The organism is Phyllobacterium sp. YR531 (assembly GCF_000282595.1).
GTDB lineage: Bacteria > Pseudomonadota > Alphaproteobacteria > Rhizobiales > Rhizobiaceae > Phyllobacterium.
This window is the reverse complement of sequence record NZ_AKIZ01000012.1, coordinates 1-789: the sequence shown is the minus strand read 5'-3', so window position 1 is coordinate 789 and position 789 is coordinate 1. Positions and strand designations below refer to the sequence as shown.

The window sequence follows — 789 nt, the reverse complement described above, 5'->3', positions numbered from 1 at the left end:
CCAGATGGTCAGACAGTATCCGTGGATTTACGCGAAGTCTTCCCTCCTTTCGTGGAGCGAGCGTCAATGAATTTCGCACACCAACAATCGACACCGTCAGATGTGCTTGTCGAATCCCGCCTCATTTGCCGACGAAGCAAATGACGAGATGGTTCTTATCCGTCACTTAACCAAACTGGGAGTTTGAAATGAAAAAGTCACTATTATCGGGTGTAGCATTCGCTGCATGTCTGGTTTTCAATAGCTACGCCTCCGCCGACATTTTGCTAGGCGTCGGCGCACCATTGACTGGCCCGAATGCTGCATTCGGCGCGCAGATCCAGAAGGGTGCCGAAGCGGCCATTGCAGAGATCAATGCTGCCGGTGGCATCAATGGCGAGAAAATTGAGATCGTATTGGGAGATGACGTATCCGATCCGAAGCAGGGTATTTCCGTAGCCAACAAATTCGTTGCTGACGGTGTAAAGTTCGTTATCGGTCACTTCAATTCGGGCATTTCCATCCCTGCGTCAGAGGTTTATGCGGAGAACGGCCTTCTGGAAATCTCCCCGGCTGCAACCAATCCTGTTTATACGGAACGCGGTCTGTGGAACACATTCCGCACCTGCGGTCGCGATGACAAGCAAGGCACAATTGCCGGGGCCTACATCGCCGAGAAGTTCAAGGACGCCAAGGTTGCGGTCATTCACGACAAGACTCCATATGGTCAGGGCCTTGCTGACGAAACCAAAAAGGCTCTTAACGCTAAAGGTGTTACCGAAGCCATGTATGAAGGCGTCAATGTTGGCG

General features: G+C 51.8%; 1 protein-coding gene. It reads left to right on the top strand.

Features of this window, described 5'->3' with window-relative positions; translation table 11 throughout:
• Positions 1-188: 188 nt before the first annotated feature.
• A partial coding sequence (locus tag PMI41_RS03410; RefSeq protein WP_008121817.1) for a branched-chain amino acid ABC transporter substrate-binding protein occupies positions 189-789 on the top strand: 601 nt, incomplete at its 3' end.